Below are 25,694 nucleotides of genomic sequence, written 5' to 3'. Positions count from 1 at the left end.
GTAGGCCCGATGTCTGCAGAAGAAGCTGCAGACATCAGCCTGACTCAGTTAAAAGCTCACCCACGGATCGCTTGAAACTTTTTCTTTCACCTGAACAGACGGTATGGCCGGGGAGCGTATGTCTGTCACGACCGCACCAGTCTGCAACCTGAACCGGCTGGTAATCGCACTTAACGATTTAACCTGTTCCTCCAGTACACCCGTAGCAGCAGCAGAAGCCTGAACCAGCGTGGCGTTCTGTTGAGTCACACTGTCCATTTCGGTTACAGCCGTGCCGATCTGATTTATTCCCTTACTCTGTTCAGAAGACGCCGCCGCAATCTCTCCCAGCAGCGAGGTCACGCCGGTCACATCGCTGATAATTTTTTCTGTTGTCAGCGAAACCTGAGCCACTTTCTGCTCACCCAGACCGACGTTCAGATTGGATTCAGCAATCAGCTTTTCAATTTCCCGCGCAGACTGTGTGCTGCGTTGTGCAAGCGTGCGAACTTCGTTAGCAACCACCGCAAAACCGCGACCCTGGTCGCCTGCACGTGCTGCTTCTACCGCTGCGTTCAGTGCCAGAATGTTTGTCTGAAAGGCAATGCTGTTTATTACGGAGGTAATTTCACTGATGGCCATTGCGCTGGTTTTGATGTCTGCCATCGTGCGCACCACTTCCCGCATTGCCGCGCCGCATTCCGAAGCGGTTCCGGAAGCCGCAGATGCCGCGTCGCTGGCGACTGAGGCATTACCGGCGTTGAGTGAAACAGTAGACGAGAGCTCCTCCATGCTCGCCGCGGTCTCTTCGAGCGCTGCCGCCTGTTGCTCCGTCCGGCTGGAAAGACTGTGGTTGCCGTCGCTTATCTGCGTGGTAACGCGAGCCACTTCGCTTACGCCATTGACGATTTCACTGACCATCGTTTTCAGGCCAAACTGCATATTTTCAAGCCCCTGCAGAAGCCTGCCCATTTCATCGTTGCGGAGATTGTGGAACTCCGATATCAGATCGCCGGCACCAATGGCTGCCGTTACTTCGCCAGCACGACGCAGGGGCTTGATCAGCACATTTTTCAGTACCACCGCCACAATGACTGAAGCCAGGATAAAGAGCATGACCGACACACCCGCAGCAACATAAGCAATGTGCGTATCGGTATCGGCCTGTTGGGTGATGTTTACGGCTGACTGTTTATGTATGGCAATAACCTTGTCCAGCGGAACGCGGTAAGCCTCATCAAGTGCCACGACTTTTGTACCAGCAAGCATCAGAAAAGCGGGTACATCCCTTTTCTGCAGCGCGGTGAAAAGGGCACCAACGCCTTGCTGAGTGTAATCGTTGTAGCGTGCGGCCAGCTCCCGTGACAGTTCCGCTTCACCGGCCATTTTTGGTGCAGCCTGATAGGCCTGCATAAAGCGCAAGCCGCCATCATAGTAAAATCTGGCCTGGGCCAGCGCGGCATTAAACGCCTCTGGATTGCTGCCGTCAGCATAAGGAACAGCGGCCAGCAGTGTGGTGCGAGCGGCACGTATCCAGTTGGTCGTGTCAGCGACGCCAAGGGTGGCAGAGACTTCATGGTTGAGATTTTTGAGAGACTCCGCGCTGCGATTCAGATAAATCACACTCAGCAATGAAGAAGCAAGAAAGACAAAAAACAGGAACAGTCCGGATAACGTCAGGATCGTGGTGAGACGTGTATTTTTCAGCATGGCTGTAAAGCCTCCAGGTAGGATGTATTACGATTATCGGCCTGGATCAGCCAGAGATTACTCACCGTTATTAACCAAAGGCAGTGGAAAAATCGTGCACAAATTTAAGAAGGCAGACTTCAGTAAAAATAAAATGGCATTTTAAAATTATGATATTGAATCAGATGGTTTATTTATTTTTTAAGGATTTGAACATGCAGAATAACTTAAAAAATAGTGGAAAATTACAATGTTAATTTGAGAGGGAATGATGGGATACCATCAAAAGGGCATCAGAATTTTGCCAGCCGGGATGCTTTTTGATTCAATTCTCTGCGACCTCCACTCTATTTCAGTTTTGAAAAAGCCTTTGGGACATGATCAACTGTTCAGGGATTACGTCCGTTTTCTCTCATTGAGTACCTGACCCTGGTTACCTCATTAATCCTCTCCAGAACGTGCTGATATTGCCGCTTAAGCTGAGGGAATAGCGTGGCTACTTCTGTTTTACCGGTTTTAATCCCTGAGGGTAGGGCAACATGCAGCCTCAGGTTAAAACATTTATTGCCGTTAAGGGTGCGGGCTAACCGCGGCCAGGGCTAAATGCTCTTCTGGAGGATGATATCAACGCACTCAGCAGGCGATAATTCCGCGGTATCTAATTGCAGATGCTCTCTGCTCCACGGTTCATAAACACGATCCACAACGGCCTGCCAGTCAGGCACTTTTAAACCAGGAATATCTGAGATTCTGTTCTCTACACGGGCACGATGCTGTTCGGGATCAGAACAGAGGATTTCTATCTCCAGAAAGGGAACACCTGATGATAGTGCGATATCACGAAAACTATCGCGCACCAGGTTAAGATCATTCACCGAGTCAGTGACAACAGGTGATCCCAGTCTGAGATTGTCCCGCGCAAGCTCATAAAGGATGAAATAGCCTTCAGGGCCAATATCCCTGAAAGTTGCTGAACTATTACGCAGAGCCTGTTCGATCGTATCTACGCGTAAATACACCGCTTTCAATTTTCCAGATAGCATTTTAGCGATAGTGCTTTTGCCGCAACCCGGAAGGCCACTTAAGATGTAGAGCATAACGACTCCTGTTTTAACCCGCGCTCCAGTGGTAAAGCAGACACATTGATACATCAGTCTGCGCGAAATTATGCGAACCCGTGTCGGATGACCGCCACCCTTTGCCAGCAGCGGGCAGTGTTTATTCCACTTCTGCCCGGCTATTCATCTGGCAAGGCTTTAAGGTCTGCGGAGATAATTGCCGGTAAGTTTTGGGTAATCTTTTCTACCGGCCAGTCCCACCAGGCCAGCTTCTCTAGTCGGGATATGGTTTCATCGGTAAAACGCTGCCTGATCACTCTGGCCGGGTTGCCACCCACAATCGAATAGGCCGGGACATCCGACGTCACAACAGAACGTGACGAGATTATTGCGCCGTTGCCGATTTTAACGCCTGGCATAATCAGCGCCTGATAACCCACCCATACATCATTACCAATCACCGTATCGCCTTTATAGGGCAGATCGCCGGCCTGAGGCTGGGCTGTTTCCCATCCATTTCCGAAAATGTAAAACGGAAAAGTGGAGAAACCTGCCATGTTATGGTTTGCCCCGTTCATGATGAACTGAACGCCCCTGGCTATCGCGCAGAATTTACCCATGATCAGTTTGTCACCAATAAAGGGGAAGTGATAAAGGACATTGCGCTCGAAGTTTTCTGAGTCTTCAGGATCATCATAATAAGTAAAATCCCCGATTATGATGTTGGGGTTTTTCACCGTATTTTTGATAAAACAAACCTGTGGGAAGCCTTCCATTGGATGGGGATTAGCGGGATCCGGTCCGTACATACTCTCTCCTAAGCGCAACGTTAGTTCATTCCAGTGTACACCATCAAGCCTGTCGTTCCTTTCGTGCAAGCCCGGGCTTCATTATCTGCTCATCGCGCGCCGGCCCCGGCTGTATTGCCGGCTCCTGTTTCCTCTTTCCGGGATGGGCCCGGCAGAGATTCAGCAGATATATAAACGGTTGTTAATTCTGTTTGTGTGCAAAGAAATCTAATTCCTGTAAATTAAATTCTTCTGCATTCTGATAAAGAGTTTTACATGCTGACCGGACTCAATCACCTCACCCTCGCAGTTAGCAACCTGGCCAGTAGCCTGAATTTTTATACGGAGACCCTTGGATTCACCCCCAAAGCGGCATGGGATCACGGCGCTTATCTTTCGCTGGGTGAACTCTGGCTCTGTCTCTCTGTGAATACCGTCTCTGCTGGAAATGATTACACACACTATGCATTCACTATTCCTGGTGACGAATTTGATGCGTTCGTTGAGCGATTGAGAGCGGCGGGTGTGACAGAGTGGAAGCGCAATAAAAGCGAGGGGAACTCCTTCTACTTTCTGGACCCCGATGGCCACAAGCTTGAAATCCACGATGGCGATCTTGAGAGCCGTATCAGAGCCTGCCTTGCTCAGCCTTATCAGGGAATGACGTTCTTCTGATTGATTGACTCCCGGCCCGGCAGAGGAAATGATCGCTTAAGCGGGGGCTATTACCCCATGCCCGGCGGTTTCCTGCCAGTCACGCACCCTGACAAGCACTCCTCATTTTCCAGCCACCACATTCACCTCTCCTTCACCCCCGCGTCACGGTTCTGTCATCTGATCCCCTCAAGCTAACACCATCCCGCAGCGTCTTTTCACTGCGTTCCCACTCTGTAACCCGTGAGGATTTCATCGTGATGGAGTTATCCAGACATCCGACCACTGTCTATCAGGCTGTTGCCGCACAACTGGAGCAGGCGCTGAAAGAGCGCTACCGCTGCGGCGACTATCTTCCTTCCGAGCAACAGCTGGCCGATCACTATGAGGTGAATCGCCACACGCTGCGTCGGGCGGTGGATGAGCTGGTGCACAAAGGGCTGCTGCAGCGCCGTCACGGCGTCGGCATCCTGGTTTTGATGCGCCCTTATGACTATCCGCTGCATGCTCAGGCGCGATTCAGCCAGAACCTGCTGGAGCAGGGCAGTCATCCCACCAGCGAACGGCTGCTGGCGGTGCTGCGTCCGGCCAGCAACGACGTTGCCAATGCGCTGGGCGTGAAAGAGGGCGACAACGTCATTCATCTGCGTACCCTGCGTCGCGCCAACGGCGTGCCGCTCTGCCTGATTAACCATTTCCTCGCCGACCTCAGCTGGTGGCCACAACTTCAGCAATTTAACAGCGGATCGCTGCACGACTTCTTGGTTGAGCACACCGGCAAGCAGCTGGTACGCACCCAGACCCGCATCAGCACCCGCCGGGCGCAGGCCAAAGAGTGTCGGCAGCTCGACATCGCGCTGCATTCCCCACTGCTCTGTGTGCGGACCCTGAACAAAACCAGTGATGGCGCGGTGGCAGAATACTCCGTCAGCCTGACGCGCGGTGACATGATTGAACTGACTCTGGAGCACTAATGGAACAGCAAACGGATCGCCAGCGCTGGCTGTCGGTGCTGGCGCACAGCAGCGCCGCCTTGCTTGAGACGCACTGGCAGGCGCTTAACCTCCAGCCCGCCTATACCCTGATCCGTCCGGCAGAGGTCGGGCTGACACGGTTGCAGGCGCGGATGGGGGCCACCGGCAAACGCTTTGTGATGGGCGATGCCACGGTGACGCGCGCGGTGGTGCAGCTCAGCGACGGCACTCTGGGTTACAGCTACCTGTTAGGGCGCGACAAAGCCCATGCCGAACGCTGCGCCCTGCTGGATGCGCTGTTGCAGCAGCCGGAAACCCGGCAACTGCTGGAAGAGAAGATTATTACCCCGCTGGCGGCGTGGCGCGATGAGCAGCGACAGCTGCGCGCCCGCGAGATCGCCAGCAGCAAAGTGGATTTCTTTACGCTGGTTCGCGGAGATAACTGATGACTTTACTGGCAAGTTTTAACCATCCGGTGGCGGATGCGCAGCGCGCGTTTCGCCGCATTCTGAAAGCGATGAGCGAACCGGGCGTGATGGTCTCGCTGCCGCTGCAACAGGGCTGGGGCGCACTGTCACCGGCGGCCACGGCGCTGCTGCTGACGCTGGTCGATCAGGAAAGCCCGGTCTGGCTGGATGCGGAAATCGACAACGAACAGCTGCGCAACAATCTGCGCTTCCATACCGGTGCGCCGATCACCACGCAGCAGGATGCGCCTTTTGCCCTGAGCCATGCAGCGGCGCAGCCCGACCCGACGCAGTTCGCGGCCGGTGACAACATGTCACCGGAAAAAAGCACCACGCTGATTATCGAAGTGCCGTCACTGAATGGCGGCCTGACGCTGCGCCTCTCCGGCCCTGGCCTGCGCGAAACCCGCGCCATCGCGCCACAGCTGCCCGAAAGCGTGCTGGAATATCTGCGCACTCGTCCGCATCCGTTTCCACAGGGCGTGGACCTGATCTTCACCTGTGGCGAAGCGATCATGGCCGTGCCGCGCACCACCGTTGTGGAGGTGTGCTGATGTATGTCGCGGTGAAAGGGGGCGAAAAAGCCATTTCAAATGCCCACCAGTTGCAGGCCGATCTGCGGCGCGGCGATAGAGCGGTAGCCGAACTCGGCTGCGATCAGGTGGCGCAGCAGCTGGGACTGGCGGTGGATCGGGTGATGACCGAGGGAGGAATTTACGATCCTGAGCTGGCGGCGCTGGCGATTAAGCAGGCCAGCGGCGATCTGGTCGAGGCGATCTTTCTGTTGCGCGCCTATCGCACCACGCTGCCACGCCTGGCGGAGAGCACGCCACTGGCGACCGGTGCGATGCGCATCGAACGCCGCATCTCGGCGGTCTATAAAGATCTGCCGGGCGGCCAGGTGCTGGGACCAACTTACGACTACAGCCACCGTCTGCTCGACTTCACCCTGCTGGCCAATGGCGAAACGCCTGCCGCGCCGCGTGACGATCGTTCGGTGCCTGACCAGTGCCCGCACATGTTCAGCATGATGAGCGATGAAGGGCTGGCCGCCGCTGAGATGGATGACGGCAGCGAGCCTGTCGATATCACCCGCGAGCCGATGAGCTTTCCCGCCTCACGCGCCGCGCGCCTGCAACAGCTGGTGCGTGGCGACGAAGGCTTTCTGCTGGCGCTCGGCTATTCGACCCAACGCGGCTATGGGCGCACCCATCCGTTTGCCGGCGAGATTCGCACCGGCACTCTCAGCGTCAGTATCTGTCCCGAAGAGCTGGGTTTTGATCTCGAGATTGGTGAGCTGCTGCTGACGGAGTGTGAAATGGTCAACGGCGTTGCCCACAGCGACGACACGGCGCCGCACTTTACCCGGGGCTATGGGCTGGTGTTTGGCCGCGCCGAACGTAAAGCGATGGCGATGGCGCTGGTGGACCGGGCGCTGCAAAGCCGCGAACAGCATGAGCGTGTTACCAGCCCGGCGCAGGACGAAGAGTTTGTGCTGTCGCACGCCGACAACGTTGAAGCCGCAGGCTTTGTCTCGCATCTCAAGCTGCCGCACTACGTCGATTTCCAGGCGGAACTGGAACTGCTGAAACAGCTGCAGCACGATTATCAGGAGCGCAACCATGGCTGAACTCACCGGCTATAACAACGGCTATCTCGACGAGCAGACCAAGCGCACCATCCGCCGCGCCATCCTGAAAGCGGTGGCGATCCCTGGCTATCAGGTGCCGTTCGCCGGACGTGAGATGCCGATGCCCTACGGCTGGGGCACCGGCGGCATCCAGATCACCGCCAGCGTGATTGGCGATCAGGATGTGCTGAAAGTGATCGATCAGGGCGCAGATGACACTACCAATGCGGTGTCGATCCGCCAGTTCTTTAAGCGGGTCAGCAATGCTGCCACCACCGAGCGCACCGCCGATGCCACCCTGATCCAGACCCGGCACCGCATCCCGGAAACGCCGCTGGAAGAGGATCAGATCCTGATTTTCCAGGTGCCGATTCCGGAGCCGCTGCGCTTTATCGAGCCGCGCGAAACCGAAACCCGCACCATGCATGCGCTGGAGGAGTACGGCATCATGCAGGTGAAGCTGTATGAAGATATCGCCCGCTACGGCCACATCGCGACGACTTACGCCTATCCGGTCCGGGTCAACGATCGCTATGTGATGGATCCATCGCCGATTCCCAAATTCGACAACCCGAAGATGCACATGATGCCCGCGCTGCAGCTGTTTGGTGCCGGCCGTGAAAAGCGCATCTACGCCTTGCCGCCTTACACCCGCGTGGAAAGCCTGGACTTCGACGATCATCCGTTCACCGTGCAGCAGTGGGATGAACCCTGCGCGCTGTGCGGCTCGCGCCACAGCTATCTCGATGAGGTGGTGATGGACGATCAGGGAACGCGGATGTTTGTCTGCTCCGACACCGACTTTTGCCATCAGCAGCAGGAACAGCAACATGCACAGTGAACAGCCGCTGCTTGCGGTGAACCAGCTCACCCACCTTTATGCGCCGGGCAAAGGGTTTGAGCAGGTCAGTTTTGATCTCTGGCCCGGTGAAGTGCTGGGCATTGTCGGCGAGTCCGGCTCCGGTAAAACCACGCTGCTGCAGAGCCTGTCGGCGCGTCTGACGCCGCAGCAGGGCAGCATTCTTTATCAGAACCGCGACCTCTATCAGATGAGTGAAAGTGATCGCCGTCGCCTGCTGCGTACCGAATGGGGCGTGGTGCATCAGCATCCGATGGATGGGCTACGTTCGCAGGTCAGCGCGGGCGGTAACATCGGCGAACGGCTGATGGCGACCGGACAGCGCCACTATGGCGATATCCGCGCCGAGGCGAGCCGCTGGCTGCAGGCGGTGGAGATTGACGCCGGTCGCATCGACGATTTGCCCACCACCTTTTCCGGCGGCATGCAGCAGCGTCTGCAGATCGCCCGGAACCTGGTGACGCAGCCGCAGTTGATGTTTATGGATGAGCCGACCGGCGGGCTGGATGTGTCGGTGCAGGCGCGACTGCTGGATCTGCTGCGGACGCTGGTGCGCGAACTGAATCTGGCGGTGGTGATTGTCACCCACGATCTCGGCGTGGCGCGACTGCTGGCGCATCGCCTGCTGGTGATGAAGCAGGGGCGGGTGGTGGAGAGCGGTCTGACTGACCGCGTGCTGGACGATCCTCATCATCCTTACACTCAACTGCTGGTCTCTTCGGTGCTCAATTAAATGACAACTATCACTCCGCGCCTGCGGGTCGAGAATTTGTGTAAAACCTTTGTGCTGCATAACCAGAACGGCGCGGCGCTGCCGGTGCTGCACAACGCCAGCCTGACGGCAGGCGAGGGCGAATGCGTGGTGTTGCACGGTCACTCCGGCAGCGGTAAATCCACACTGCTGCGCGCGCTTTACGGCAACTATCAGCCCGACAGCGGCCACATCCGGGTCGCGCATCAGGGCGAGTGGATCGACATGGCGCAGGCATCGGCGCGCCAGATTATCGCCCTGCGCCGCGACACGCTGGGCTGGGTCAGCCAGTTTCTGCGGGTGATCCCGCGCGTGCCGACGCTGGAGATTGTGATGCAGCCGCTGCTGGAGCGCGGCGTCGAGCGCGCCTTCTGTGAGGCGCGTGCCGCCGAACTGCTGACCCGGCTCAACGTGCCGCAGCGTCTCTGGTCGCTGGCCCCATCCACTTTCTCTGGCGGAGAGCAGCAGCGCGTGAATATCGCTCGCGGCTTTATCGCCGACTATCCGGTGCTGCTGCTGGATGAACCCACCGCCTCGCTCGACAGTGTAAACAGCGAGGCGGTAGTGAGCTTAATTGAACAGGCGCGCGCCCGTGGTGCCGCCATCGTCGGTATTTTTCACGATCGGGCGGTGCGCGAGCGGGTAGCGGACCGGCTGCACCTGATGCACCCAATCGAGACAGGAGCGCAGGCATGATCATCAATAACGTCAGACTGGTGCTGGAAAACGAAGTGGTAACCGGATCGCTGGAGTTTCGCGACGAGCGCATAAGCAGCTTCAGCGAAACCACCAGCCAGCAGCCGGGCGCGCTGGACGGTGAGGGCGCATGGCTGATGCCGGGTCTGGTGGAGCTGCACACCGATAACCTCGACAAGTTTTTCACGCCGCGTCCGAAAGTGGACTGGCCGGCACACTCGGCGATGAGCAGCCACGATGCGCTGATGGTTTCCAGCGGCATTACCACGGTGCTGGATGCGATTGGTGTCGGGGATGTGCGCGACGGCGGGCACCGGCTGGATAACCTCAGCAAGATGATCGACGCCATCCGCGACAGCAACCGCAAAGGTCTGAACCGGGCCGAGCATCTGCTGCATCTGCGCTGTGAACTGCCGCATCCCACCACTGCGCCGCTGTTTGAAGCGCTGATGGGCACGCCAGAGCTGGCGCTGGTGTCGCTGATGGACCATTCGCCGGGCCAGCGCCAGTATGCGTCGCTGACGAAGTATCGCGAATATTATCAGGGCAAATATCAGCTCAACGACGCGGAGATGGATCAGTTCGAGCATGACCAGCTCACCCTGGCAGCAGAATGGTCACAGCCTAATCGTCAGGCGATTGCCGGACTCTGCCGGGAACATGGCATCGCCATTGCCAGCCACGATGATGCCACCGCGGCGCACGTTGAAGAGTCCCATGCCGCGGGCAGCCGCATCGCGGAGTTTCCTACCACGCTGGAGGCGGCACGCGCCTCGCGTTATCGCAATATGCAGGTGCTGATGGGCGCGCCAAACATCGTGCGCGGCGGCTCGCACTCCGGCAACGTCGCCGCCTGGGAGCTGGCGTCACACGGCCTGCTGAATATTCTCTCCTCCGATTACTATCCGGCGAGCCTGCTGGATGCAGCGTTCCGGCTGGCAGATGATGAGCGCAACAGCCTCGGCATGGCGCAGGCGATCGCGCTGGTCACCTGTAACCCGGCGCGCGCCTTAGGGCTCGAAGATCGCGGGGTAATCGCCGAAGGCTGCCGCGCCGATCTGGTGCTGGCGCACACCGCACACGGCTACCCGCACGTGCGGCATGTCTGGAGCAAAGGCCGGCAGGTGTACTGATGGCGCGGCTGATCTGGCTCACCGGTCCCTCGGGCTCGGGTAAAGACAGCCTGCTGGACGCGCTGCGGGCGGTACCTCCGCCACGGCTGCTGATCGCCCATCGCTACATTACCCGCGCCGCCGATGCGGGCGGTGAAAACCATGTGGCGCTGACCGAGGCGGAGTTTGCCCGTCGCGCAGCACTCGGTCTGTTCGCGGTGAGCTGGCAGGCGCACGGTTTCAGCTATGGTATTGGCTGTGAGACGGAACAGTGGCTGCTGCGCGGGCAGAATGTGGTGGTGAATGGTTCGCGGCTGCATCTGGCGCAGGCGCAGGCCCGTTTCGGCTCGCAGCTGCTGCCGGTCTGTCTGCAGGTCACGCCCGCCGTGCTGGCAGCGCGGCTGCGCCAGCGCGGACGGGAAGATGAGGCGGAGATCGCCCGGCGGCTGGCGCGCGCCGCACAGCCACAGCCCGATGGCTGCCTTATCCTCAACAACGACGGCGCGCTGGCGGATACCGTGTGCCTGCTGCGTCAGATACTGGAGGCGCATCAATGAAACTCTCTTATCCTGGCACCGGCGGAGACAGTCCGGCATCGACATCCGCTACCAAAGGTGCATCAATGAAACTCACTTTTCTGGGTACTGGCGGGGTCACTGCCGCACCGCTGTCGGGCTGCGCCTGTCGCGCCTGTCAGCGGGCGCAGCTCAACAGTGGCTACGCGCGTGCACCCTGCAGCGCGCTGATTGAGTTTGGTCGCGAGCGCATCCTGCTGGATGCCGGTCTGCCGCTGCTGGCGTCGCGCTTCCCGCCCGGCACGCTGACGCGCATTCTGCTGACCCACTACCACATGGATCATGTGCAGGGGCTTTTTGCACTGCGCTGGGGAGTGGGCGCGCCGGTTCCGGTCTGGGGTCCACCCGATCCGCGAGGCTGTGACGATCTCTACAAACATCCTGGCCTGCTCGATTTCCGTCCCGCCTTAACGCCGTTTGTAGCGCACGCCTTTGGTGAACTGCAGGTCACGCCGCTGCCGTTGCAGCACTCGAAGCTGACGCATGGCTATCTTTTCGACTGGCACGGCACCCGGCTCGCCTGGCTGTGTGATACCTGCGGATTGCCACCCGACACCGCCGACTTCCTGCGCGGTCAGCCGCTGGATCAGCTGGTGATTGACTGCAACGATCCGCCGCGCCCAGAGCCGCGTAACCATAATGATGTGACCCAGGCGCTGGCGATAGCAGAGATGCTCCAGCCGCGTCAGACCTGGCTGACCCACCTCAGTCATGAGATGGATAACTGGTTAGCGGAAAACCCGTTGCCGGACGGTGTGCAGCCTGCCCGTGACGGCCAGAGATTGCTGTGCGGCGCGCACTGGCCTGTCACGGTTTGATCATCTGACTGTCATCTCGTGTTCATCGCGTCACGCCTTAATAACCCGCAGAACGCAATCAGCGATGACGGAGAAACCATGGCACAGGCACTTCTGAAAACGGTGGTCGACAACGACCTGCCACCGGCCAGCCTCAGCGGACAAAAAGTGTTGTCGGTGCAGAAACTGAGCAAAGCCTACGGCGACACTCAGGTGCTGGATCAGGTCAGTTTCGACCTGCACGCCGGTGAGCTGGTGGCGGTGATTGGCCGCTCTGGCGCGGGTAAATCGACCCTGCTGCACATGCTCAACGGCACGATTGAAGCGACTTCCGGCGCGATTATCAGTCTGCATCATGGCGGAGCGGATCGTAACGTGGTTACGCTCAACAGCCGCCAGCTGCGCGAATGGCGCAGCCAGTGCGGCATGATCTTTCAGGATTTCTGTCTGGTGCCACGCCTCGACGTGCTGACCAACGTGCTGCTGGGCCGTCTGAGCCAGACCGGTACGCTGAAATCCTTCTTTAAAATCTTCTCCGACAATGACCGGGCGCACGCCATCGAACTGCTGCAGTGGATGAACATGCTGCCGCAGGCGCTGCAGCGGGCGGAAAACCTTTCTGGCGGGCAGATGCAGCGTGTGGCGATCTGCCGTGCCCTGATGCAGAACCCCAAAATCCTGCTGGCCGATGAGCCGGTGGCGTCACTCGATCCCAAAAATACCAAGCGCATCATGGATGTGCTGCGTCAGGTCAGCGAGCAGGGCATCAGCGTGATGGTCAACCTGCACTCGATTGAGCTGGTGAAAAGCTACTGCACCCGGGTGATTGGCATTCAGCGCGGCGTGGTGCTGTTTGACGGCCATCCTTCAGGACTGACCGACAGCCTGCTGCACCAGCTGTACGGCGATGAACTTAACCAAATCCATTAACTTCCACAGCAAGAGAACAACCCCGAATGAAACTGACTTCTTTAGCACTCCTGACCAGTGTAATGGCGTTTGGTGTCAGCGCAGCGGATGCGCCGAAACAGCTTAATCTGGGGATTCTGGGCGGTCAGAACGCCACCCAGCAGATTGGCGATAATCAGTGTGTGAAGACCTTCTTTGATAAAGAACTGGGTGTGGATACCCAGATGCGCAACGCCTCCGACTACTCTGGCGTGATTCAGGGTCTGCTGGGTGGCAAGATCGATATGGTGCTGAGCATGTCGCCAGCCTCGTTTGCGTCGGTCTACATTCAGGACCCGAAAGCGGTCGATGTGGTTGGCATTGTGGTGGATGACAAAGATCAGTCACGCGGCTACCACTCGGTGGTGATCGTCAAAGCGGACAGCCCCTACAAAAAACTGGAAGACCTGAAAGGGAAATCTTTCGGTATGGCCGATCCCGACTCGACGTCCGGCTTCCTGATGCCGAACCAGGCGTTTAAGAAGATGTTCGGCGGCTCAGTGGATGACAAATATAACAACACCTTCTCCAGCGTCACCTTCTCCGGCGGCCATGAGCAGGACATTCTGGGCGTGCTGAACAACCAGTTTGATGGCGCAGTGACCTGGACCTCACTGGTCGGTGACTACAACAGCGGCTATACCTCTGGCGCGTTTGGCCGTCTGATCCGCATGGACCATCCTGATCTGATGAAGCAGATCCGCATTATCTGGCAGTCACCGCTGATCCCCAACGGTCCGGTGCTGGTCAGCAACAAGCTGCCCGCTGGCTTTAAAGCGAAAGTGGTGTCGGCAATTAAAAAGCTGGATAAGGAAGATCACGCCTGCTTCGTGAAAGCGGTGGGCGGCGAGCAGCACATCGGTCAGGCAACGGTTGCCGATTATCAGAACATCATCGATATGAAGCGCGACCTGATGAAAGGCAGCCGCGGCTAAATCCAGCTACTTCTTATCTTCTCCGCTCAGGCGGGGAAAGCGGGACGCAGCAAACTCGCCTGCGTCCCGCTGCTTTAGCGCCGGAGATCCCCTTTGACCGAATTCGAACACTACTACCAACGCATCCGCCGCCAGCAGAAACGAGACGCGCTGCTCTGGTCACTGCTGCTGGTGGCACTCTACCTGGCGGCGGGCAGGGTGGCAGAATTTAATCTGCTTACCGTCTGGCAGTCGCTGCCGCACTTCTTTGACTACCTGCACGAAATTCTGCCGGTGTTGCATCTGCCGCTGCTGTTTGCCGACGGCAAGACCGAAGGCTCGCTGGCTTACTGGGGCTACCGTCTGCCGATCCAGCTGCCGCTGATCTGGGAAACACTACAACTGGCGCTGGCTTCGACGCTGGTGGCGGTGGCACTGGCCGCGGTGCTGGCCTTTTTCGCCGCCGACAATACCCAGACGCCGGTCAGCGTGCGGATGACGATTCGCGCCTTTGTCGCCTTCCTGCGCACCATGCCGGAGCTGGCGTGGGCGGTGATGTTTGTGATGGCCTTTGGCATCGGGGCGATCCCCGGTTTTCTGGCGCTGGCGCTGCACACCGTGGGCAGCCTGACCAAGCTGTTTTACGAGGCGATTGAGTCGGCGTCGGATAAGCCGGTACGCGGCCTGGCCGCCTGCGGAGCCAGCAAACTGCAGCGGATGCGCTTCGCCTTCTGGCCACAGGTTAAGCCGGTCTTTCTCTCCTACAGCTTTATGCGGCTGGAGATTAACTTCCGCTCCTCAACCATCCTTGGGCTGGTCGGTGCAGGCGGCATCGGCCAGGAGCTGATGACCAACATCAAACTGGACCGCTACGATCAGGTCAGTATTACGCTGCTGCTGATCCTGATTGTGGTGTCGCTGCTGGATACGCTCTCCGGCCAGCTTCGTCGCCGTGTGACAGGAGACAGGACATGATAAGCACCGTTCCCGATATCGCGCTAATGAAGCAGCAGCATCGTGAACTCTTCGCCTCACAGCCGCGCTATCTGCGTCGCCTGGCGCTGATCACACTGGCGGTGCTGCTCTATTACCTCTTTTTCTTTTCGGTATTTGGTCTGGAGTGGTCGCGTTTGCTGATGGGCTGCCAGCAGCTGGGGCGTTATTTCCTGCGGATGTTTGTCTGGCACGATTTCGTGAACTGGCCGTTTGGCTACTATCTGTCGCAGGTCGGCATCACCTTAGGGATTGTCTTTGCCGGCACGCTGACTGCCTCGCTGCTGGCGCTGCCGCTGTCGTTTCTGGCGGCGCGCAACGTGATGCACAGCCGAACCGCGAAACCGCTGGCGTTTCTGATGCGCCGTCTGTTTGACGTATTACGCGGCATCGACATGGCGATCTGGGGGCTGATCTTCGTCCGGGCGGTCGGCATGGGGCCGCTGGCCGGGGTGCTGGCGATTATCCTGCAGGATGTCGGTCTGCTCGGCAAACTCTACGCCGAAGGGCACGAAGCGGTGGAGCGTTCACCGGGTCGCGGACTGGGCGCAGTCGGCGCCAACAGCCTGCAGAAACACCGCTTCGGCATCTTCACCCAGTCATTCCCGCAGTTTCTGGCGCTGAGCCTTTACCAGATAGAGTCCAATACCCGCTCAGCGGCGGTGCTGGGCTTTGTCGGCGCCGGGGGCGTCGGTCTGGTTTACGCTGAGAATATGCGCCTGTGGAACTGGGATGTGGTGATGTTTCTGACGCTGATTCTGGTGGTGGTAGTGATGGTGATGGATGTGATCTCCAGCCGCCTGCGCAAGCGCTACATCAGTGGGAAGCCGGTGCCGTTGTGGCAGCCTGCTGCGCGCGATTAAGCCGTTCGCTGCGCTGCCAGGCCCGCTGTAACGCCTGCACCAGCTGTGCCTGCTGCCAGGGCTTCGCCAGCCGTTCGCACAGCGGCAGCGTCACCGGCTGATGGCGCAGGTCCTGACCGCTGATGAGCAGCGTCGCCAGCTGCGGCCAGTTCTGCTGCGCCTGGCGGATCACCTCCGCGCCGTTAATCTCGCCGGGCAGCATCAGGTCGCTGATCAGCAGGTCGATATCGGGTGTCTGGCGCAGCAGCGCCAGCGCCTCTTCACCGTCACCACACTCCAGCGTCAGATAACCCAGCTGATGCAGATGTTCACAGAGTGTCTGGCGCACCGCCGGTTCATCATCCAGCACCAGCACCAGCCGGTTACTGGCCGCCGCAATGTCCGTCTCAATGTGCACAGGCGATGGCGGGGCGATCACTGCGGCGACGGCGGCTTCCGGCGCACGTGGCAACAGCAGCCGCACCGTGGTGCCCTGGCCTGGCGCGGTTTCCAGTTCGATCTGGCCGCCTGACTGCCGTACAAAACCATAAACCATCGACAGGCCCAGCCCGCTGCCGCTGCCGGTAGCCTTGGTAGTGAAAAAAGGCTCAAACACCTGCTCACGAACCCCGGCCGACATGCCGCAGCCGTGGTCTATCACCTCGATTGTGACCCTGTCACGCTTTTCATCCCCCTCCAGACGACGCTGATTCCAGATGCGCAGCCGGATTTCACCGCTTTGCTGATGCATCGCATCGCGGGCATTCACCACCAGATTCATCAGCGCATTTTCCAGCTGGCTGGCATCAATCCAGGCGGGCCAGCCGGGACGCTGCGCATCAATAATCAGCTGCTGACCGGGCAGCAGCGAGTGCTGCAGCAGCCCCTGCAGGTTATCCACCAGCGTCACCACCGACACCGCACGGGGATAGAGTGCCTGCTTGCGTGAGAACGCCAGCAGCCGCTGGGTCAGCTGGGCAGCGCGATCGGCCGCCTGCCGCGCCCGCTCAATCCGGCTGGCCAGCGGGCCGGGCGTCAGCTGGCCTTCGGTCAGCGCCAGACTGCCGATAATCACCGCCAGCAGATTGTTGAAGTCGTGTGCCAGTCCGCCGGTCAGCTGGCCGACAGCCTTCATCTTCTGGCTGTGCTGCAGCGCCTCCTCCAGCGTTTTACGCGAGGTCCGGTCCAGCACGGTATTGACCATGCCGCGCCGCGGGATTGGGCTGAAGCGCAGCTCAAGCGTACGACCATCGGCCAGCCGGATCTCCTGCGGTTCACCGGGATCGTGCAGATCCACCGCCAGCGGCGCCAGCAGTTGCTGCCAGGGAACGCCGCGATGCAGTTCATGCGGCGCGATGCCGAGCAGCTCCGCATACTGGGCGTTCCACACCACCAGCTGACCGTTGTTATCAAACAGCGCAAAGCCGTCGCGCATCGCCAGAAAGGTGGACTCCAGCTGATTACTCTTCTCTTTCAGCAGCCGTGAGGTGTGAGCCAGCGAGGCGGTATTACGCGCAAAGACGTTAAATGCCCGCGCCAGCTCGCCCAGCTCGTCGCGGCGTTGCAGCCCTGGCACGCTGACGTTCTGCTCGCCCTGCGCCAGCCGAGTCATGGCCCCGGCAATCGCCGTCAGGCTCGACCCGAGATTGCGGTAGATGTAGATACCGGCATAGCCGGTGATCGCCAGCGCCAGCAGCGCAAACAGCGCGATAAAGCCGATGATGGAATCCAGCTCACGGTGGGTCGCCAGGGTGCGCGCCTCACTCTGTAACGCCACCTGCTGCACCGAGGCGCTGATATCTTCATTCAGCATCGCCACCAGCGCTTTAATCCGGTAGGTGGCATAGGCGATCGCCAGGTCGCTCTGCTCCAGCGCCTCTGCCAGCGGTAGCAGGCGCTGCTGGGTAGCCAGCAGTCGCTGCACGTTTTCGCCGGTCACGCCCGTCAGCGGCACGTTGTGCCACTGCGCCATCACCTGCTGGAGCTGTTCGATGACGGCGATGGGCGAGGGTGTGCGGATCGCGATGGTGATCAGCCGTTCGGTTTGCTCCCGCAGCGCGGCATCCGGCAGCGTCCGCTGTTCCCGCTGTACCAGCTGGTCGATATGGCTGAGCAGAATCTGCGTCTGCCACAGGTCGCTCAGCATGTTGTTGCGCTGCAGATGACGCTGGTGGCCGGTCAGCAGCAGGGTGTTAATCGTCTGTTCCAGCATCAGGCTGCGGGCACGGATCCGGGCAATGCGCTCCGGCTGACGCGCCGCCAGCGGCGCACTGGCCAGCAGGCTCAGCGACTGCTGCAACGCCTGCTGATTCTGCTGCAGCCGCTGTGATTCGCTCTGATACTCCAGCGCGCCCACCACCTGTGACAGCCGCACTGCCGCTGTCGCCACGTTGGCGGTATCCCGCGCCAGCGCCAGGCTGCCGTTCATGTCGGCCAGGGTCTGCGCCTGTGCCTGCTCCTGAATCGCCCCGGCATGACGAAAGCCGAAGATCGCCACCACGCTGACCATCAGCGTGACTGATACCACCAGCAGATTGAACAGCAACAGGCGTCCACGTGCCCCGGCCTGCCACGGATAAGTGCGCTGCATCCCACGACCTCTCATTCACTGCAACGATGGGCCGAGTATAGGAGCGTGCAGGCGGGCGTTTATGACAAATATGAATGGCCGCTGACATTTTCCGTTTATCTGGCGTTGCTTTACTGACGGCTATCCACAGTCCGCAGGAGCGAGGCGATGACAGCCACACCGATACTGGAAATGCGGGGAATTACCCGGCGCTTCGGCAGCTTTTATGCCCTGAAGGGCGTCGATCTCACGGTTTATCCCGGTGAGGTCCACGCGCTGATGGGGGAGAACGGCGCGGGTAAAAGCACACTGATGAAGATTCTGGCCGGTGCCTATACCGCCAGCAGCGGGGAAATTTTAATTGAAGGCAAGCCCTGGGCGCTGAAAGGGCCGAAAGAGGCTCTGGCCGCCGGGATCACCCTGATTTATCAGGAGATCAACCTGGCACCTAACCTGACGGTGGCGGAGAACATTTTTCTCGGCAGCGAAATCGCGCCCGGCGGGCTGGTGAAGCGGCGGCAGATGGCCGAAGAGGCGCAGCGGGTCATTGATCGGCTCGGCGCGCAGTTCAGCGCCTGGGATCTGGTCAGCCGTCTCAGCATCGCCGAGCAGCAGCAGGTGGAGATCGCCCGCGCGCTGCAGCGCAACAGCCGCATTCTGGTTATGGATGAGCCGACCGCCGCGCTCTCCAACCGCGAAACCGAACAGCTGTTCGCGCTGATCAAACGGCTGCGCAGCGAAGGTATGGCGATCATCTATATCAGCCACCGCATGGCGGAGGTGTATGAGCTGTCCGATCGCGTCAGCGTGCTGCGCGACGGGGAGTATGTAGGCAGCCTGACCCGTGATCAGCTTAACGCCAGCGAACTGGTGCGGATGATGGTCGGACGGCCGCTCAGCGACCTGTTTAACAAAGACCGTGCTATCCCGCTGGGCGATATCCGGCTGGCGGTCAATCACCTTACCGATGGTGGCAAAGTGCATCCCAGCAGTCTTGAAGTGCGGGCCGGAGAGATTGTCGGCCTGGCCGGGCTGGTGGGCGCAGGCCGCAGCGAGCTGGCACAGCTGATTTTTGGCGTGCACAAGCCGAAAGAGGGCGAGATCTGGATCGATGGCGAGAAGGTCACCATCCATTCACCGCGCGATGCGATTGCACGCGGCATCGGTTTCCTCACCGAAAACCGCAAAGAGCAGGGACTTTTTCTGGAGATGGCGGCGCAGGAGAACATCGTGATGGCGACGCTGGAACGTGACGCCAGTTACGGGATGCTGAACCGCCGCAAAGGGCAGACCATCGCCAATGAGGCGATCGCTTCACTCAATATTCGCGTTCCTCACGCTCAGGTCCGGGCGGGCGGTCTGTCGGGCGGTAACCAGCAGAAGCTGCTGATTTCACGCTGGGTGGCGATTGGTCCGCGCATTCTGATCCTCGATGAGCCGACGCGCGGCGTCGATGTCGGGGCGAAAAGTGAGATCTACCGGATGATGCAGGAGATGGCGCGGCAGGGTGTGGCGATTCTGATGATCTCCAGCGAACTGCCGGAAGTGGTCGGGATGAGCGACCGCGTATACGTGATGCACGAAGGCACCATCGTCGGTGAGCTGGAGGGCAGCCACATCAGTCAGGAAAATATTATGACGCTGGCAACCGGTGCGCACAGCGCGTCAGCAGGCGAAATCTAAGGAGACCACCATGACACAACTGGCCCGCACCAAAGCACCGACGCTGAAACGCGCCCTGATGGGCGATCTGCTGCAAACGGTGGGTATCCTGCCGATTCTGATCCTGATCGTGGCGGTATTTGGTTTCGTCACGCCGAACTTCTTTACCGAAGCAAACCTGCTCAACATCACCCGTCAGGCGTCGATTAACATCGTGCTGGCGGCGGGCATGACCTTTGTGATCCTCACCGGCGGCATCGACCTGTCGGTGGGGTCAATGCTGGGGACCACCGCGGTGGTGGCGCTGGTAGCATCACTGGATCCAATGCTGGCTTCCATGACCATTCCGATGGCGCTGGGCGCAGGCCTGGTGATGGGGCTGTTCAACGGCATCCTGGTCGCCTGGGCCGGGTTGCCGCCCTTTATCGTCACGCTTGGCACCTACACCGCACTGCGCGGAGCGGCTTACCTGCTGGCGGATGGCACCACGGTAATCAATTCCGATATTAACTTTGAGTGGATCGGCAACGGCTATCTCGGGCCGGTGCCGTGGCTGATTGTGATTGCCTTTGCGGTGATCGCCATCTGCTGGTTCATCCTGCGCCGCACCACGCTGGGCGTCCATATCTACGCGGTCGGCGGCAATATTCAGGCGGCGCGTCTCACCGGCATCAAGGTGGGGATGGTGCTGCTGTTTGTCTACGGCATGAGCGGCCTGCTGTCGGGGCTCGGCGGTCTGATGAGCGCTTCGCGGCTTTACAGCGCCAACGGCAACCTCGGGGTGGGCTATGAGCTGGATGCGATTGCGGCAGTGATCCTCGGCGGTACCAGCTTTGTCGGCGGCATCGGCACCATCACCGGCACCCTGATTGGCGCACTGATTATCGCCACGCTGAATAACGGCATGACGCTGATGGGGGTCTCCTATTTCTGGCAGCTGGTGATTAAGGGCGCGGTCATCATCATCGCGGTCCTGATCGACAAATATCGTACCCGTCATCATGTGAGTTGAGTCTTATAAGGGCGGATGCGTCATTTCACCTCCGCAACCTAAAAAACGCCATTAAGTGGTTGGCACCTTGAAAACAGCAGGAGAAGGTCTATGCGTTTTAATCCGATTGTAACCGGGCTGCTGGCGGCGACGCTGTTCAGTACCGGCCTGGCTCAGGCAAAAGAACTCAAATCTATCGGCGTAACGGTCGGCGATCTGGCAAACCCCTTCTTCGTGCAGATCACCAAAGGCGCAGAGATGAAGGCGCGTCAGCTGGCGGGCGATAAGGTGAATGTGACGCTGGTCTCCAGCGGCTACGATCTCGGTCAGCAGGTGGGCCAGATTGATAACTTTATTGCGGCCAAAGTCGACATGATTATTCTCAACGCCGCCGACTCCAAAGGGATCGCCCCGGCGGTGAAGCGGGCGCGTGATGCCGGTATCGTAGTGGTGGCGGTCGACGTGGCGGCCGATGGCGCGAATGCGACCATCACCTCCGATAACACCGAGGCGGGCGCGATGGCCTGTAAATATATTGCTGACCGGCTGAAGAACAAAGGCAACGTGGTGATCATTAACGGACCACCGGTCTCTGCGGTGCAGAACCGCGTTGAAGGCTGCATGACCGAACTGAAAACCCATCCTGACATCAAGCTGCTCTCATACAACCAGAACGCCAAAGGCAGTCGTGAAGGCGGACTGGAAGTCATGACCGGTCTGCTCTCTGCTAATCCAAAGATTGATGCGGTGTTTGCCATCAATGACCCGACAGCGATTGGCGCAGACTTAGCGGCGAAACAGGCGCAGCGCAATGAGTTCTTTATCGTTGGCGTCGATGGCTCGCCGGACGGTGAAGAGGCGCTGAAGCGCAAGAATTCACTGTTCGTCGCGACGCCTGCGCAGGACCCGCAGGTCATGGCCGCCAAAGCGGTCGAGATTGGTTATGACATTCTGCAGGGCAAACCGGCACCCGATAAGCCGGTACTGATCCCGGTGAAACTGATCGATCGTAATAATATCGGCAGCTACCAGGGCTGGACGGTGAAATAAGCTTTAGTGCGGCACCCGCTTCAGACTTCTGACAGACTTAAATCAGGGTGAATCTGGCAGCAACGAATAACCTTATCGCGCAGGGAACCCGGTCAGAGGAGGAAAGCGTCCCGCGCCAGGGACGGCGCGGGCCGAGCGGCCAGGGATTGGCCTTAGCGACTTTCCGATCTGACCGGGCTCTCTGCGCAGGCTCGCTCTTACAGCTAACCCGGGCCAGACTTTGTCAGTACCCTCAGGAGGCCACCATGCAACGTTCAGAGGTTAATTATTACCTGCAACATACGCGCGAGTTTTTCCGACAGCAGGATGTGCATCTGCCGCCGTGGGCCGATTTTGATGTGAGCCAGTGGCGGGCTCAGGATCGTGAGGTAGCGCAGGAGATTCTGACGTTGCGGCTGGGCTGGGATCTCACCAGTTTTGGTGCGGCTGATTTTCTGCAGACCGGGCTGACGCTGTTTACCCTGCGCAACGGTTCACCAGGCGGGCAGCCGTGGCATAAACCCTACGCCGAGAAAATAATGCATGTGCGGGAAGGGCAGCAGACGCCGATGCACTACCATCCGCGCAAGATGGAAGACATCATTAATCGCGGCGGCGGGAATCTGATTGTCGAACTGCATAACCGCAACGGTGACGGGCTGGCTGACTCGCTGGTGGCGGTGTCGCTGGATGGCCTGCGCCAGACCCATGCCGCCGGTTCACAGCTACGGCTCTCACCGGGTGAAAGCGTGACGCTGGAGGCGGGCATCTGGCACAGTTTCTGGGGTGAAAGTGGCTTCGGCGACGTGCTGGTGGGCGAGGTGTCGATGCCCAACGATGACGAAAACGACAACGTGTTTCTGACGCCGCTGGCTCGTTTCAACCCGCTTGAGGAGGATGAAGCGCCGCGCTGGCTGCTGTGTAATGATTACGCGCACTGGTTATCCTGCGCGCGGCAGGCGTAATCAGGCAATCTGACTGGCACGCGTTGTCGAATCGGGTTTCACCACATCGGCCGAAAAGACATAACCCAGTCCGCGAATGGTGCGGATCAGGTCGGGCTGGTGCGGGTTGATTTCGATTTTACGGCGCAACCGCATGATCAGCACGTCGATGGTGCGATCAAACACGTCGAGACTTTCGCTGTGGGTCAGCTCCAGCAACTGATCGCGGGTCAGCACTTTTCGGGCGTGGCGAACCAGCGCGCGTAACAGGCTATATTCCCCCTGGGTCAGCGGCACCAGCTCGCGCTGCGGATTAAACAGCTGGCAGCGGCCATCATCCAGTTGCCAGCCGCCAAAACGCCAGCCCTCCTGTTCAGGGTCTGCCTGGGCAATGCGTCCGCTGCGGCGCAGGGCCGCCCGGGTTCGCGCCACCACCACGCGTGGATTAAAGGGTTTGGCGATGTAGTCATCTGCGCCCATCTCAAGGCCCACCACCATCTCCGCTTCAGAACCCATACCGGTCAGCATAATCACCAGCACTTCGGGTCGCTGACGCTGAAGCTGCTGCAACACCAGTAGCCCGTTGGTATCGGGCAGCATCATATCCAGCATCACCAGCGAGATTTCCGGGTGTTCGCCGAGCATCGATAGCGCCTCGCGTCCCTGATGACAGCGGTAGACCGTTAACAGATGTTCACTTAACGCATCCTGCAAGACGTCGCAGACTGCAGGATCATCATCCACCACCAAAATTGCTGGCTTCATTGCGCGGCCTCAATGTTACGAAAGAGTTAATTCAGGAGTCTACACAGGCCAGAAAAGCTTGCTGAGGCAGCGTGCTGAAACGTGACCAGCTTCGCCTGTGAGAGTGCGGAAGCGTGCGCTGGCGCAGAGTTTTTCGGGGCTCGCCGTTTGCCGCAGGAAAACGATTGCGCGGCATCGGTGCATTGCACCATAATCGCTCCTCGTTTTGGTTCGGAATTCTCTTAGCCGTACCCGGCTCTGCCAGGTAATCGATTGCGTCGGTAGATGGCATGGCAATTGCTTTGGGCAGTGGGTAAGTCAGGGATTTCAGGCGATTCTGGCACGCAAGTATGCAGCGGCCGGTATCAGTGTCCCGGAAACAGAATAATCAGCATGCAAACCCCTTTGGCAAGTGAGACTGATGTCTCCTGTATCGAGAGATGATGATGTTAGAAAAACTATTCAAACTCAAAGCGCATAACACGACGGTTCGTACTGAGATTATCGCCGGGATCACCACCTTCCTGGCGATGGCTTATATTCTGTTTGTGAACCCAAGCATTCTGGGCGCGACCGGCATGGACAAGGGCGCGGTATTTGTCGCCACCTGTCTGGCGGCGGCGATTGGCTGCGTGCTGATGGGGCTGATCGCCAACTATCCGATTGCGCTGGCTCCGGGTATGGGACTGAACGCCTTTTTCACCTACACCGTTGTGCTGCACATGGGCTACACGTGGCAGATTGCGCTGGGCGCGGTGTTTCTCTCGGCGGTGATTTTCTTCGCGATGTCGCTATTTAAGATTCGTGAATGGATTATTGCCAGTATTCCGCTGCCGCTGCGCGCCGGGATTGGTGCCGGTATCGGGCTTTTTCTGGCGCTGATTGCGCTGGAAGGGGCGGGTATCGTGGTCGATAACCCGGCGACGCTGGTGGGCATTGGCGACCTGACTAAACCGGGTCCGCTGCTGGCGATGCTTGGCTTTGTGGTTATCGTGGTACTGGAAGCGCGTCGGGTGACGGGCGCAGTGCTGATCGGTATTCTGCTGGTGACCTTTATCTCCATGGGCATTGGTCTGTCGCCCTTTGCCGGGGTCTTCTCTGCACCGCCGTCGATTGCACCGACCTTTATGCAGCTGGATATTGCCGGCGCGTTTAACGTCGGCCTGATCAGCGTGATTTTTGCCTTCCTGTTTGTTGATGTGTTTGATAACACGGGCACGCTGCTGGGTGTGACCAAACGCGCCGGTCTGGCGGATGAGCAGGGTAACGTGCCGAAGATGGGCCGTGCGCTGATTGCTGACAGTGCGGCTGCGCTGTTTGGTTCACTGCTCGGCACCTCGACCACTACCAGTTATGTGGAATCGGCGGCGGGCGTGAGTGCCGGTGGCCGTACCGGCCTGACCGCGATTGTGGTCGCCGTGCTGTTCCTGCTGGCCCTGTTTTTCTCGCCGCTGGCCTCCAGTGTTCCGGTTTATGCCACCGCGCCTGCGTTGCTGTTTGTAGCGGTGCTGATGGCCTCGGGCCTGGCAGAGATTGACTGGAAAGATATCACCACCGCCGCGCCGGTCACCGTGACCGCGCTGACCATGCCGCTGACCTATTCGATCGCCAACGGCATCGCGTTTGGTTTTATTACCTGGACGCTGGTGAAGTTGCTGAGCGGACGTGCGAAAGAGGTGAATGCGGCGCTGGTTATCCTGTCGATTCTGTTTGTGATTAAGCTGGGATGGTTGAGTGCTTAGTTGTTGCCTGGCGGCAGGGAAGGTCGCTTAGCAGCGGGCGGATTTCGCTGTGCAGCGGGCAGGCACACTGAGTAAGTTTCGCCTGGCAGCGGGCTGGCTGTGAGCAGGTTTCGCCCGCCCATGCGAGGGGAGTTTCAGATCACTTAGCCGCGCGTAAGCACTGAGCGGGTTTCGCCCGCCAGGCGATGGGGAGTTTCAGGTTGCCCGTGCAGGCGGACGCGTTAAGGGGCGTACGCCCGCCCCTTAACAATCCCGGCGTCCGGCTGCCTGCGCGCCCCGCTGTGCGG

General features: G+C 59.2%; 25 protein-coding genes. 20 read left to right on the top strand and 5 right to left on the bottom strand.

Features of this window, described 5'->3' with window-relative positions:
• Positions 1-48: 48 nt before the first annotated feature.
• The 3 genes from ACK13D_RS13090 to ACK13D_RS13080 all read right to left on the bottom strand — a co-directional run bounded on the left by ACK13D_RS13090 (position 49) and on the right by ACK13D_RS13080 (position 3,535).
• The gene (locus ACK13D_RS13090; protein ID WP_418796565.1) at positions 49-1,689 is read right to left on the bottom strand and encodes a methyl-accepting chemotaxis protein; all 1,641 of its coding nucleotides are present in this window, start codon (positions 1,687-1,689) and stop codon (positions 49-51) included.
• Positions 1,690-2,267: 578 nt separating this feature from the next.
• The gene (locus ACK13D_RS13085; protein WP_346553931.1) at positions 2,268-2,765 is read right to left on the bottom strand and encodes an AAA family ATPase; all 498 of its coding nucleotides are present in this window, start codon (positions 2,763-2,765) and stop codon (positions 2,268-2,270) included.
• 140 nt (positions 2,766-2,905) lie between these two features.
• Positions 2,906-3,535 (bottom strand): Vat family streptogramin A O-acetyltransferase, encoded by a 630-nt coding sequence (locus ACK13D_RS13080; RefSeq protein ID WP_182504297.1) that lies wholly within the window; start codon positions 3,533-3,535, stop codon positions 2,906-2,908.
• A gap of 255 nt (positions 3,536-3,790) precedes the next feature.
• On the opposite strand from ACK13D_RS13080, the gene fos reads away from it, so the two are divergent.
• The 15 genes from fos to phnE (ACK13D_RS13005) all read left to right on the top strand — a co-directional run bounded on the left by fos (position 3,791) and on the right by phnE (ACK13D_RS13005) (position 15,747).
• Positions 3,791-4,189 (top strand): fosfomycin resistance glutathione transferase, encoded by a 399-nt coding sequence (gene fos / locus ACK13D_RS13075; protein ID WP_418796563.1) that lies wholly within the window; start codon positions 3,791-3,793, stop codon positions 4,187-4,189.
• Positions 4,190-4,428: 239 nt separating this feature from the next.
• Positions 4,429-5,142, top strand: coding sequence for a phosphonate metabolism transcriptional regulator PhnF (gene phnF, locus ACK13D_RS13070; protein WP_010247805.1), 714 nt, complete (start codon positions 4,429-4,431; stop codon positions 5,140-5,142).
• Positions 5,142-5,588, top strand: coding sequence for a phosphonate C-P lyase system protein PhnG (gene phnG / locus ACK13D_RS13065; RefSeq protein WP_418796562.1), 447 nt, complete (start codon positions 5,142-5,144; stop codon positions 5,586-5,588). Before phnF ends, phnG begins: the two co-directional genes overlap by 1 nt.
• Positions 5,588-6,163, top strand: a complete 576-nt coding sequence (gene phnH / locus ACK13D_RS13060) for a phosphonate C-P lyase system protein PhnH (RefSeq protein WP_010247799.1) — start codon at positions 5,588-5,590, stop codon at positions 6,161-6,163. The genes phnG and phnH overlap by 1 nt, the downstream gene beginning before the upstream one ends.
• Positions 6,163-7,239 (top strand): carbon-phosphorus lyase complex subunit PhnI, encoded by a 1,077-nt coding sequence (locus tag ACK13D_RS13055; protein WP_111533985.1) that lies wholly within the window; start codon positions 6,163-6,165, stop codon positions 7,237-7,239. The genes phnH and ACK13D_RS13055 overlap by 1 nt, the downstream gene beginning before the upstream one ends.
• Positions 7,232-8,080, top strand: a complete 849-nt coding sequence (locus ACK13D_RS13050; RefSeq protein ID WP_010247794.1) for an alpha-D-ribose 1-methylphosphonate 5-phosphate C-P-lyase PhnJ — start codon at positions 7,232-7,234, stop codon at positions 8,078-8,080. Before ACK13D_RS13055 ends, ACK13D_RS13050 begins: the two co-directional genes overlap by 8 nt.
• Complete coding sequence (gene phnK, locus ACK13D_RS13045) at positions 8,070-8,831, top strand: phosphonate C-P lyase system protein PhnK (RefSeq protein WP_013358336.1); 762 nt, start codon at positions 8,070-8,072, stop codon at positions 8,829-8,831. Before ACK13D_RS13050 ends, phnK begins: the two co-directional genes overlap by 11 nt.
• On the top strand, positions 8,832-9,545 hold the full coding sequence (gene phnL / locus ACK13D_RS13040) for a phosphonate C-P lyase system protein PhnL (RefSeq protein WP_022624938.1): 714 nt from the start codon (positions 8,832-8,834) through the stop codon (positions 9,543-9,545).
• Positions 9,542-10,678, top strand: coding sequence for an alpha-D-ribose 1-methylphosphonate 5-triphosphate diphosphatase (phnM, locus tag ACK13D_RS13035; protein ID WP_010247783.1), 1,137 nt, complete (start codon positions 9,542-9,544; stop codon positions 10,676-10,678). The genes phnL and phnM overlap by 4 nt, the downstream gene beginning before the upstream one ends.
• The gene (phnN, locus tag ACK13D_RS13030; protein WP_418796558.1) at positions 10,678-11,214 is read left to right on the top strand and encodes a ribose 1,5-bisphosphokinase; all 537 of its coding nucleotides are present in this window, start codon (positions 10,678-10,680) and stop codon (positions 11,212-11,214) included. Before phnM ends, phnN begins: the two co-directional genes overlap by 1 nt.
• A gap of 65 nt (positions 11,215-11,279) precedes the next feature.
• Complete coding sequence (gene phnP / locus ACK13D_RS13025) at positions 11,280-12,050, top strand: phosphonate metabolism protein PhnP (RefSeq protein ID WP_418796654.1); 771 nt, start codon at positions 11,280-11,282, stop codon at positions 12,048-12,050.
• A gap of 78 nt (positions 12,051-12,128) precedes the next feature.
• Positions 12,129-12,959 carry a phosphonate ABC transporter ATP-binding protein gene (gene phnC, locus ACK13D_RS13020; RefSeq protein WP_010670883.1) on the top strand — a complete coding sequence of 277 codons (831 nt, stop codon included), beginning with the start codon at positions 12,129-12,131 and terminating at the stop codon, positions 12,957-12,959.
• 26 nt (positions 12,960-12,985) lie between these two features.
• On the top strand, positions 12,986-13,912 hold the full coding sequence (gene phnD, locus ACK13D_RS13015) for a phosphonate ABC transporter substrate-binding protein (protein ID WP_033778922.1): 927 nt from the start codon (positions 12,986-12,988) through the stop codon (positions 13,910-13,912).
• A 93-nt stretch (positions 13,913-14,005) separates the two neighbouring features.
• Positions 14,006-14,866 (top strand): phosphonate ABC transporter, permease protein PhnE, encoded by an 861-nt coding sequence (gene phnE / locus ACK13D_RS13010; protein ID WP_132500001.1) that lies wholly within the window; start codon positions 14,006-14,008, stop codon positions 14,864-14,866.
• On the top strand, positions 14,863-15,747 hold the full coding sequence (gene phnE, locus ACK13D_RS13005; RefSeq protein WP_418796555.1) for a phosphonate ABC transporter, permease protein PhnE: 885 nt from the start codon (positions 14,863-14,865) through the stop codon (positions 15,745-15,747). The genes phnE (ACK13D_RS13010) and phnE (ACK13D_RS13005) overlap by 4 nt, the downstream gene beginning before the upstream one ends.
• Here phnE (ACK13D_RS13005) and ACK13D_RS13000 read toward each other — a convergent pair.
• Entirely contained in the window at positions 15,701-18,316 is a 2,616-nt protein-coding gene (locus ACK13D_RS13000) for an ATP-binding protein (protein WP_191924372.1), read from the bottom strand. The genes phnE (ACK13D_RS13005) and ACK13D_RS13000 overlap by 47 nt on opposite strands.
• 147 nt (positions 18,317-18,463) lie before the next feature.
• On the opposite strand from ACK13D_RS13000, the gene ACK13D_RS12995 reads away from it, so the two are divergent.
• From ACK13D_RS12995 to ACK13D_RS12980, 4 genes are all read left to right on the top strand, one after another.
• Positions 18,464-19,978 carry a sugar ABC transporter ATP-binding protein gene (locus tag ACK13D_RS12995; protein WP_010247760.1) on the top strand — a complete coding sequence of 505 codons (1,515 nt, stop codon included), beginning with the start codon at positions 18,464-18,466 and terminating at the stop codon, positions 19,976-19,978.
• 10 nt (positions 19,979-19,988) lie between these two features.
• Positions 19,989-20,969 (top strand): ABC transporter permease subunit, encoded by a 981-nt coding sequence (locus ACK13D_RS12990; protein ID WP_010670880.1) that lies wholly within the window; start codon positions 19,989-19,991, stop codon positions 20,967-20,969.
• A gap of 90 nt (positions 20,970-21,059) precedes the next feature.
• Positions 21,060-21,998, top strand: coding sequence for an ABC transporter substrate-binding protein (locus tag ACK13D_RS12985; protein ID WP_089414051.1), 939 nt, complete (start codon positions 21,060-21,062; stop codon positions 21,996-21,998).
• 245 nt (positions 21,999-22,243) lie between these two features.
• Complete coding sequence (locus ACK13D_RS12980; RefSeq protein ID WP_418796552.1) at positions 22,244-22,942, top strand: D-lyxose/D-mannose isomerase; 699 nt, start codon at positions 22,244-22,246, stop codon at positions 22,940-22,942.
• Here the strand turns inward: ACK13D_RS12980 and ACK13D_RS12975 are convergent, their stop codons facing one another.
• Positions 22,943-23,686 carry a response regulator gene (locus ACK13D_RS12975; protein ID WP_192072833.1) on the bottom strand — a complete coding sequence of 248 codons (744 nt, stop codon included), beginning with the start codon at positions 23,684-23,686 and terminating at the stop codon, positions 22,943-22,945.
• Between the two features lie 422 nt (positions 23,687-24,108).
• Between ACK13D_RS12975 and ACK13D_RS12970 the strand changes: the two genes are divergently transcribed.
• Positions 24,109-25,407: an NCS2 family permease gene (locus tag ACK13D_RS12970; RefSeq protein ID WP_212685931.1), complete on the top strand. Its 1,299-nt coding sequence runs from the start codon at positions 24,109-24,111 to the stop codon at positions 25,405-25,407.
• Positions 25,408-25,694: the final 287 nt, after the last annotated feature.

Source organism: Pantoea sp. K16 (genome assembly GCF_048452805.1).
Taxonomy (GTDB): Bacteria; Pseudomonadota; Gammaproteobacteria; order Enterobacterales; family Enterobacteriaceae; genus Pantoea; species Pantoea agglomerans.
This window is presented reverse-complemented; position numbering and strand designations above follow the sequence as displayed.

Bases quoted from the DNA above. Each gene is read 5' to 3' on its own strand.
- ACK13D_RS13090 (WP_418796565.1), bottom strand. From the start codon at position 1,689: ATGCTGAAAAATACACGTCTCACCACGATCCTGACGTTATCCGGACTG.
- ACK13D_RS13085 (WP_346553931.1), bottom strand. From the start codon at position 2,765: ATGCTCTACATCTTAAGTGGCCTTCCGGGTTGCGGCAAAAGCACTATC.
- ACK13D_RS13080 (WP_182504297.1), bottom strand. From the start codon at position 3,535: ATGTACGGACCGGATCCCGCTAATCCCCATCCAATGGAAGGCTTCCCA.
- fos (WP_418796563.1), top strand. From the start codon at position 3,791: ATGCTGACCGGACTCAATCACCTCACCCTCGCAGTTAGCAACCTGGCC.
- phnF (WP_010247805.1), top strand. From the start codon at position 4,429: ATGGAGTTATCCAGACATCCGACCACTGTCTATCAGGCTGTTGCCGCA.
- phnG (WP_418796562.1), top strand. From the start codon at position 5,142: ATGGAACAGCAAACGGATCGCCAGCGCTGGCTGTCGGTGCTGGCGCAC.
- phnH (WP_010247799.1), top strand. From the start codon at position 5,588: ATGACTTTACTGGCAAGTTTTAACCATCCGGTGGCGGATGCGCAGCGC.
- ACK13D_RS13055 (WP_111533985.1), top strand. From the start codon at position 6,163: ATGTATGTCGCGGTGAAAGGGGGCGAAAAAGCCATTTCAAATGCCCAC.
- ACK13D_RS13050 (WP_010247794.1), top strand. From the start codon at position 7,232: ATGGCTGAACTCACCGGCTATAACAACGGCTATCTCGACGAGCAGACC.
- phnK (WP_013358336.1), top strand. From the start codon at position 8,070: ATGCACAGTGAACAGCCGCTGCTTGCGGTGAACCAGCTCACCCACCTT.
- phnL (WP_022624938.1), top strand. From the start codon at position 8,832: ATGACAACTATCACTCCGCGCCTGCGGGTCGAGAATTTGTGTAAAACC.
- phnM (WP_010247783.1), top strand. From the start codon at position 9,542: ATGATCATCAATAACGTCAGACTGGTGCTGGAAAACGAAGTGGTAACC.
- phnN (WP_418796558.1), top strand. From the start codon at position 10,678: ATGGCGCGGCTGATCTGGCTCACCGGTCCCTCGGGCTCGGGTAAAGAC.
- phnP (WP_418796654.1), top strand. From the start codon at position 11,280: ATGAAACTCACTTTTCTGGGTACTGGCGGGGTCACTGCCGCACCGCTG.
- phnC (WP_010670883.1), top strand. From the start codon at position 12,129: ATGGCACAGGCACTTCTGAAAACGGTGGTCGACAACGACCTGCCACCG.
- phnD (WP_033778922.1), top strand. From the start codon at position 12,986: ATGAAACTGACTTCTTTAGCACTCCTGACCAGTGTAATGGCGTTTGGT.
- phnE (WP_418796555.1), top strand. From the start codon at position 14,863: ATGATAAGCACCGTTCCCGATATCGCGCTAATGAAGCAGCAGCATCGT.
- ACK13D_RS13000 (WP_191924372.1), bottom strand. From the start codon at position 18,316: ATGCAGCGCACTTATCCGTGGCAGGCCGGGGCACGTGGACGCCTGTTG.
- ACK13D_RS12995 (WP_010247760.1), top strand. From the start codon at position 18,464: ATGACAGCCACACCGATACTGGAAATGCGGGGAATTACCCGGCGCTTC.
- ACK13D_RS12990 (WP_010670880.1), top strand. From the start codon at position 19,989: ATGACACAACTGGCCCGCACCAAAGCACCGACGCTGAAACGCGCCCTG.
- ACK13D_RS12985 (WP_089414051.1), top strand. From the start codon at position 21,060: ATGCGTTTTAATCCGATTGTAACCGGGCTGCTGGCGGCGACGCTGTTC.
- ACK13D_RS12980 (WP_418796552.1), top strand. From the start codon at position 22,244: ATGCAACGTTCAGAGGTTAATTATTACCTGCAACATACGCGCGAGTTT.
- ACK13D_RS12975 (WP_192072833.1), bottom strand. From the start codon at position 23,686: ATGAAGCCAGCAATTTTGGTGGTGGATGATGATCCTGCAGTCTGCGAC.
- ACK13D_RS12970 (WP_212685931.1), top strand. From the start codon at position 24,109: ATGATGTTAGAAAAACTATTCAAACTCAAAGCGCATAACACGACGGTT.